At 74.4% G+C, this 8,072-nt stretch carries 6 protein-coding genes; 3 read left to right on the top strand and 3 right to left on the bottom strand.

Translation table 11 applies throughout. The annotated features are described in order from the left end of the window. Positions 1-135: 135 nt before the first annotated feature. From AB0E96_RS35300 to mtrA, 3 genes are all read right to left on the bottom strand, one after another. Positions 136-2,028, bottom strand: a complete 1,893-nt coding sequence (locus tag AB0E96_RS35300; protein WP_359829939.1) for an LpqB family beta-propeller domain-containing protein — start codon at positions 2,026-2,028, stop codon at positions 136-138. Further along, positions 2,003-3,988, bottom strand: a complete 1,986-nt coding sequence (gene mtrB, locus AB0E96_RS35295) for an MtrAB system histidine kinase MtrB (RefSeq protein WP_359829940.1) — start codon at positions 3,986-3,988, stop codon at positions 2,003-2,005. The genes AB0E96_RS35300 and mtrB overlap by 26 nt, the downstream gene beginning before the upstream one ends. Before the next feature lie 121 nt (positions 3,989-4,109). Continuing rightward, entirely contained in the window at positions 4,110-4,787 is a 678-nt protein-coding gene (mtrA, locus tag AB0E96_RS35290; RefSeq protein ID WP_030247322.1) for an MtrAB system response regulator MtrA, read from the bottom strand. Positions 4,788-5,085: 298 nt separating this feature from the next. On the opposite strand from mtrA, the gene AB0E96_RS35285 reads away from it, so the two are divergent. The 3 genes from AB0E96_RS35285 to AB0E96_RS35275 form a co-directional block, all read left to right on the top strand. Further along, on the top strand, positions 5,086-6,285 hold the full coding sequence (locus tag AB0E96_RS35285) for a hypothetical protein (protein WP_359829936.1): 1,200 nt from the start codon (positions 5,086-5,088) through the stop codon (positions 6,283-6,285). A 5-nt stretch (positions 6,286-6,290) separates the two neighbouring features. Then, positions 6,291-6,998 (top strand): DUF4129 domain-containing protein, encoded by a 708-nt coding sequence (locus AB0E96_RS35280; protein WP_359829934.1) that lies wholly within the window; start codon positions 6,291-6,293, stop codon positions 6,996-6,998. Then, positions 6,995-8,072: DUF4350 domain-containing protein (locus AB0E96_RS35275; protein ID WP_359829932.1), on the top strand; the 1,078-nt coding region annotated here is incomplete at its 3' end. The genes AB0E96_RS35280 and AB0E96_RS35275, both read left to right, overlap by 4 nt.

Raw genomic sequence — 8,072 nt, 5'->3', positions numbered from 1 at the left:
CCGACGGGCACCCGACCACCGCGCACCGGGCCGGCGCCCACGGCACCGACGCCCGCCCGGCCGGCTGACCACCGCGGCCACGCCGGCCCGCCCGGGCTGACACCGCGTCCGGGAAGGCGCCGGCCCGGGTCGGCGTCAGCCCGCGTAGAAGAACGACCGGGGCTTGTCGATCAGCGAGGTCTCCCGCCACTGGTTGTTGACCAGGCGGAAGGCCTTGATCTCGCTCGGCTTGCCGTCCGCCTGCTTGACCTCGCCCATCGCGAGCACCGACGGCGCCTGGGCCAGGCGGTCCCCCCGGGACTCCGAGGCCGCGACGGTCAGCATGCTCTCGGCGCTCTGCAGCTGGGTGTCCGTGCTCTGCGAGCCGTCGGTGCTGATGAAGTACAGCTGCTGGGTCCGGTCGGCCTCCTTGCCGAGCACGACCAGCTGGTCGGTCTCCGCCCAGGACACCGAGGCGACATCGGTGAGCGTGGGAGCCGCCCGGCGCAACTCGGCGATCTTCACGGTGGGCGCCTGGGGGGTGCCGCCGTGCTCCACCCGCCCGAACATCAGCGAGCGGACGGCCGAGCCCTGGGTCCTGGTCACCAGGGCGACCCGCAGGCCGTCCGAGGAGATCTTCAGCGCCTGCACGCTCTGCCCGGTCAGCAGCCCGTCGACCTGCACGGTGTACGACTTGGCGCCGCGCACCATCACCACCCGCGGGCCCTGCTTGTTGTGGTCCACCACCCAGAGGTCGCCGCGGCCGTCCCAGCTGGGCGAGGCGAAGCCGTCCTCCTTGTCGCCGCCCTTGGCGGTGGAGCTGAGCACCGGTTCCCCCATGGCCACCGCGGCGTCCGCCAGCGGCACCGACCAGACCTGGTGGCCGTCCTCGCTGATCGCGGCGGCCTGGGTGCCGCTGCGGCTGACCGCGAGGACGCCGATCGGCGGCTTGGTGTTCGACTGCGGCTTGCCGAGGATGCCGCGGACGGGCTCGCCGGAGCGCCCTTCGCCGGCCGCCACGAGGGCGCCGTCGGCACGTTGGTAGTACTGCGCCGGGGTCGCCTGCCCGGCCAGGGCGCCGGGGCCGATGGCCGGCGCGTCGCCGCGGCCGGCGTTGCAGGAGCCGCGCTGCCCCTTCAGTTCCAGCCGGTCGACCTGCCCCTTGACCTGGTCGGCGAGGGTGTAGAAGAGCTGGGCCGCCATCCGCCGGCAGGCCATCGGCTCGCTCACGTCGGTCGCGACGAGCTGCACGTGGGCGCCCCTGGCGTCGTCGATGGTCACCCGCTCGACCCTGGTGCCGCTCGGGAACGCCGAGCGGACCACCGGCGAGAGCCACTTCGAGGGCCCGTCGGCCACCGCCTGGGCCGCCGCCGTCAGCGGGTCCACCCGGCGCCGCAGGTAGACCGGGTCGGCGACCAGCACCTCCTGGCCGGCGTTCGCGGAGGCCGTCGCCGACGGGTCGGGCGCGGTGTAGAAGAACCGCTCGACCTGCCGGAAGCTGTTCCGGAAGTTGGTCTCGTTCATGATCACGCCGGGCGGCAGCTTGTCGATCCGCCACTCGCCGTCCTTGCGGACGAAGGTGAAGTCCTGGACCCAGTTGTTCTGCCCGGCGATCAGCCCGTACGAGTGCTTCTCGTCGACGGTGGCGACCTGCAGCCCGCTCACCGGCACCGAGACCGTGGTGTCCGCGTCGGTGACGTCCGGGCCGGCCCCGATGGTCGTGGACGAGAGCACCCGGATCTCGGACTCCGGCTTCCAGCCCGCGGAGGCGCTCTCGGTGAGGTACTTGCGCGCGGTCTCGTACCCCTCGTCGGCGGTCACCGCGTCCAGGAACCCGGTCAGCAGCTCGTGCGGCTTGGCCCCCCGGCTGGGCGGCACCGGGTAGACCCGGGCCTGGAGGTTCTTGTCGGCCGAGCCCTGGGACAGCTCCACCTTGGTGATGCCGCCGGAATCCGGCATCGCCGCGCAGCCGCTCGCCACCAGGGCGCCGAACAGCGCGCCGACCGCCGCGAGCAGCCGCGGCTCAGTCCTGTTGCTCGTCCCTCGCACGCTGCGACCCCTCCGCGTCCGTCGTCCCACCCGTCACGTCCGGCTCCGCCGTCCGCTGTGCCACCGACGGCCGCCCCGGCGTCGGGTCCACCATGACCTGGGCACCGGTGGCCCCGTACCCACCGGCCGTCCAGACGTCCGAGGGGTCCGCGCGCGGCCCCTCGGGCAACCGCCGCCGGCCCAGCCCGGGGCCGATGTTCAGCACCCCGCCGAGCCCGCTGCCGAGGCCGTTGCCCGCGGCCTCCGGCGTCTCCGTGTGGTCCTCGACCGCGGAGGCCGCCGTCGAGCCGCCCGGGCTGATCGCCCGCCGGTACGGCGTGCCCTGGGCGCCCAGGCCCCGGTTGTTGCGGGAGTCCTCCGGCTCCAGCCGGAACGGCGCCCGGCTGATCTCGCCGCCGCGGGTGCGCGGCAGGGTGAGCCGGAAGTGCGAGCCGCCGCCGGGCTCGCCCCAGGCCTGGAGCCAGCCGCCGTGCAGGTGGGCGTCCTCGACCGCGATGGACAGGCCGAGGCCGGTGCCGCCGGTGGTCCGCACCCGGGACGGGTCGGCCCGCCAGAAGCGGTGGAACACCCGGGACGCCTCGCCCGGCTTGAGGCCGATGCCGTAGTCGCGCACGCCGACCGCGACCGCACCGTCCGCGGAGCCCAGCCGGACCACCACGTCGCGGCCCTCACCGTGCTCCAGGGCGTTGACCACCAGGTTGCGCAGGATGCGCTCGATCCGGCGGGAGTCCACCTCGGCCAGCACCGGCTCGCCGTCGCCGCGGATCACCACGGCGCTGCCCTTGGCCTCGGCCAGCGGCTCGGCGGCCTCCACCACCCGGCCGACGATCTCGCGCAGGTCGACCGGCTCGGCGTCCAGGATCGCGGCGCCGGCGTCGAAGCGGCTGATCTCCAGCAGGTCGGCGAGCAGGGACTCGAAGCGGTCCAGCTGTCCCTGGAGCAGTTCCGCCGAGCGGGCCGCCATCGGGTCCAGGTCCTCGCGGCTGTCGTAGATCAGGTCGGCGGCCATCCGGACCGTGGTCAGCGGGGTGCGCAGCTCGTGCGAGACGTCCGAGACGAACCGCCGCTGCACCCGGGACAGCTCCTCCAGCTGGCGGATCTGCGCCTGGAGAGCGTTGGCCATCCGGTTGAAGGACTCCCCGAGGCGGGCGATGTCATCCGTCCCGGTGACCTTCATCCGTTCTTCCAGGTGCCCGTCGGCGAGCCGCTCGGAGATCCCGGCGGCCATCCGGACCGGGGTGACCACCTGGCGCACCACGACCCAGGCGATGCCGCCCATGAGGATCACCACGAACACCCCGGCGGTCGCCAGGGTTCCGGTGACCAGGGTGAGGGTGTCGGTCTCCTGACCGAAGGAGAACACGTAGAACAGCTGGTACGGCGTCCCGCCCGGGCCGAGGAACTGCATGCCGAGGGCCAGCCCGGGCTCGGACTTGACGCTGCTGTCGGGCGAGCGGTGGATCCTGGTCGGCTGGTCGAACATCTGGCCGGGCTCCGCGGCCAGCTTGGCCCGCAGGCTCTCCGGGATGCTGATCGGCTGGATGTCGCCCGAGTAGCGCGGCGCGAAGCCGGCGGTGTCGGGGACGACGGCGCCGGTGCCGGGGGCCATCGCGATCACCGAGTAGACGGTCTGCCCGCTCCCGGCCAGGTCGTTGACCTGCCGCAGCAGCCAGGTGCCGATCTCGTCGACGGTCGGGTCGGCGGTGTTCCGCAGCTTCTGGTCCCGGGCCTCGTCGATCTTCTTCTGCTCGACCTGGAAGCCGATCCGGGCCTGCGCGCGGGCGGCGTCCATCTTGGTGCCGAGCAGACCGGTGCGCACCTGCGCCACCACGACCACGCCCAGCAGCAGCACGACCACGATGGACGCCAGCAGGGACACCGCGACCACGCGCAGCTGGATCGACCGGCGGTACAGCGTGGCCACCCGGTGCACGGGGCGGCGCAACTGACGCTTCACCATCGCGACCACGGCGGAAGGGCCGCGCCGGCGGCGGGTGGTCGAGCTCAGCACGTCGCCGCGCACGGCCCCGGCCCCGTCGGTCGCGGAACCCGACGGGGTGTCGTCTGCCCGGTCCGTCACGTCAGCTGGGTCCGGCCTTGTAGCCGACGCCGCGGACGGTCACCACGATCTCGGGGCGCTCCGGATCCTTCTCGATCTTGGAACGCAGGCGCTGCACGTGGACGTTGACCAGACGGGTGTCCGCCGCGTGGCGGTAGCCCCACACCTGCTCCAGCAGCACCTCGCGGGTGAACACCTGCCAGGGCTTGCGAGCCAACGCGACCAGCAGGTCGAACTCCAGCGGGGTCAGCGGGATGCCCCGGCCGTCCCGCTTCACCGAGTGCCCGGCCACGTCGATCACCAGGTCGCCGATGGTCAGCTGCTCGGGCGTGGGCTCCTCGGCGCGGCGCAGCCGGGCGCGGACCCGGGCCACCAGCTCCTTGGGCTTGAACGGCTTGGTGACGTAGTCGTCGGCACCCGACTCCAGGCCCACCACGACGTCGACCGTGTCGGTCTTCGCGGTGAGCATCACGATCGGGATTCCGGACTCGGCCCGGATCTGCCGGCACACGTCGATGCCGTCCCGGCCGGGCAGCATCAGGTCGAGCAGGACCAGGTCGGGCTTGGTCTCCCGGAACGCGGCTAGCGCCCTGTCCCCATCCGCGACGAAAAACGGCTCAAAACCCTCACCACGCAGCACGATGCCGAGCATCTCGGCCAGTGCGGAGTCGTCATCAACGACGAGGACGCGTCCCTTCATGCGTCCATCTTCTCATTACCGGATTGTGACCTGCCGCACAGCAGTGCCATTGCTCCAGAACGGCCAACTCGTCCACCGGTGCATTCCGGCCATACCGGGTGAATGCACCCGCCGGAAGCCCCTCCGCCCCCTCGCCGACCCCGCCGGGACGCACCACCCGGCCCACCCCGGAGGAGCGTTGCCGATCAGCAACCGGATCGCCGTGGGGCCGGTTTCCGGCCCCATGGCACGATGGGCGCTGCGCGCGGGCGGAAGATCCGTTCGCAGTCGCGCCCGTGACGCCCTCCGAGGAGCAGTGATGACCGACACCCCGGGCTGGGCCTCGCCCAGCTCGTCCGAGCCGCCCCGCGACGACGCCCGGCCCCCGGTCGACGCGCCCGCCGCCGTGCCCGGGCCGTCGGCACCACCGCAGACCACCTCGGACCGCCCCGGCCCGGCCGGCGCCCCCGGGGGCGCCCCGCAGTGGGGACAGAAGTGGGGGCAGCAGTGGGGCCAGCAGCCTCCCGGCGGCCACCGCCCGTACGGCTGGGGCGCCCCGGCGAGCCCCAGGCCGGGTGTCATCCCGCTGCGCCCGCTGGCCTTCAGCGAGCTGCTGGACGGTGCCGTCACCACCGTCCGCCGGCACTGGCGCACCGTGCTCGCGCTCTCGCTCGGCATCGCCGTGCTCTCCCAGGCCGGCAACGTCCTGGTCAACCTGCTGGTCAAGGGCAAGACCGGCGAGGCCACCAACACCCTGCGACTGCTGGCGGGCCTGCCGCTGGAACTGCTGCTCAACGTGTTCACCACCGCGCTGCTCACCATCGTGGTCAGCCGCGCCGTCCTCGGCCGGTCCGCGACCGCCGGGGAGGCCTGGCGCGACGCCCGCCCCCGGCTCCTGCAACTGCTCGGACTGACCCTGCTCACCGTCCTGATCGGCCCCGGGGTGATCCTGCTCGGCTTCGCCCCGCTGCTCGGCTACTCCGCCGTCGGCCAGGACTCGGTCGCCATCGCCGGACTGCTCACCCTGGTCGGCCTGCTGACCGTGCCGGTCGCCGTCTGGCTGTGGATCCGCTTCAGCCTCGCCGCCCCCGCCCTGATGCTGGAGAAGCAGGGCGTGCTGACCTCGCTCTCCCGCTCCCGGCGTCTGGCCAGGGGCGCGTGGTGGCGGATCTTCGGCATCAACCTGCTGGGCCACGTGCTGGCACTGGTCGTCGCGGTGGTCATCGCCGTCCCGTTCCAGATCCTCGGCATGGCCCTGGGCTTCGAGAAGCTCAGCGCCCAGGGCCTGCCCGACACCGCCGACCAAAGCGTCGCCATGGTGCTGCTGCTATCGGTCGCCGGAATCATCGCCGGCACCTTCACCACCCCGTTCATCGCCGCCATCGGCGTGCTGGTCTACATCGACCAGCGGATCCGCCGCGAGGCCCTGGACATCGAGCTCGCCCGCGCGGCCGGCCTGCCCGAGCACGGCGGCACCGACTGGGCCGGGCAGGGCGACCCGAACCCGGCGAGGCGCTGAACCGGATGTCCGACTGGGGGGACAGACTCCTCGCCGTGGGCGGCGCGCCGGTCACGGTGCCGCGTGACCCGGCCCGCGAGGCCGCCCGCGACGAGCTGCTCGACGCGGAGTACCACAAGCACGACCCGTCCGTACTGCAGCGGATCACGGACTGGATCTACGACCACGTCGCCGGCGCGCTCGACAGCATCTCCGGCGACGGCACCACCGGCACCACCGGACTGGTCCTCTTCCTGATCGTCGCGGTGCTGATCGGCGCCGCGCTCTGGTGGCGCCTCGGCGCGCCCCGCCGCGCCGCCCGCACCGTCCAGGACGTGTACGGCGCCGACGGTCCGCGCAGCGCCGAGCAGTACCGGACGGACGCCGCCGGCCACGCCGCCGCCGGCCGCTGGAACGAGGCCGTCCGCGAGCAGATGCGCGCCCTGGTGCGCGGCCTGGAGGAGCGCACCCTGCTCGACACCCGCCCCGGCCGCACCGCCGACGAGGCCGCCGCCGAGGCCGGCCGGGCGCTGCCCGAGCACGCCGCCGCCCTGGCCGCGGCCGCCCGGACCTTCGACGACATCGCGTACGGCGAGCGCACCGCCGACCAGGACGCGTACCGGCTGCTGCGGGAGCTCGACCGGGCCCTGGAGCGCACCCGCCCGGTCCTGGCGCCCGACACCGCCGTCGCACCCGCCCAGGCCCCGGCCCCGACCCCGGGAGGAGCGGCATGACCCCCGCCCCGGCGGCACCGCCCGTCGCCGAAGCCCCCGCCACCGCCGCCGTCGCCGTCGCCACGACCAGCCTCGCCCCCACCCCGCGCGGCCTGTGGCGCCGGGCCCGCTGGTACCTGGCCGTCCTCACCGCCCTGCTGATCGGCGCCGCCGCCGTGTCCGCCCTCGGCCAGGACCGCCGCTACCCACCGCTGGACCCGCGCTCCTACGACCGCGACGGCGCCCACGCCGTCGTCGCCCTGCTCGAACGACAGGGACTCAAAACCGAGTTCACCGCCGACCCGACCGCCGCCCCGGCCGGCCCGGACACCCTCGTCCTGCCCGACCCCGACCTGCTCAGCCCCGCCGAACTGCGCGCCGTCGCCGCCGCCCGGCACCACCGGCTGGTCCTGGTCGTCCCCGGACCGGCCGCGCTCACCGCGCTCGCCCCCGGCATCCGGCTCTCCGACGACACGGGCGGGCCACCGTACGCCTCCGTCCGCTCCACCCCCGCCGAGTGCCCGCTCACCGAGGCCGCCGGCGCCGGCAGCGCCCGGCAGGGCGGCATGCTCTACACCGCCGGCAGCCGCGGCCAGGGCTGCTACCCGCGCGGCCACGGCTACCCGCTGGTCAGCCTCCCGGTCGGCGACGGCGGCCGCGACGTCATCGTGCTCGGCAGCGGCGCGTTCCTGAGCAACGAGGAACTCGCCGAGGACGGCAACGCCTCCCTCGCGCTCGGCCTGCTCGGCTCCCAGCCCCGCCTCACCTGGCACCTGCCCGACTACTCGGTCCCGCTCCCCGAGGGCGCCCGCACCAAGACCATCGGCGACTACCTGCCGAGCGGCCTGCACTGGGCCTCCTACCAACTCGCCGTCGCCGCCGTGCTCGCCGCCCTCTGGCGCGGTCGCCGGCTCGGCCCGGTGATCAGCGAGAACCTGCCCGTGGTGGTCCGCGCCGCCGAGACCACCGAGGGCCGCGCCCGCCTGTACCGGCGGGCCAAGGCCCGCGGCCGGGCCGCCGAGGCGCTGCGCTGCGCCACCGCCCACCGGCTCGCCCCCGCCCCGGGCGTGCCGGCCCGGAGCGGGACGCCCACCG

This window comes from Kitasatospora sp. NPDC036755 (assembly GCF_040636595.1).
Lineage (GTDB): Bacteria > Actinomycetota > Actinomycetes > Streptomycetales > Streptomycetaceae > Kitasatospora.
This window is presented reverse-complemented; position numbering and strand designations above follow the sequence as displayed.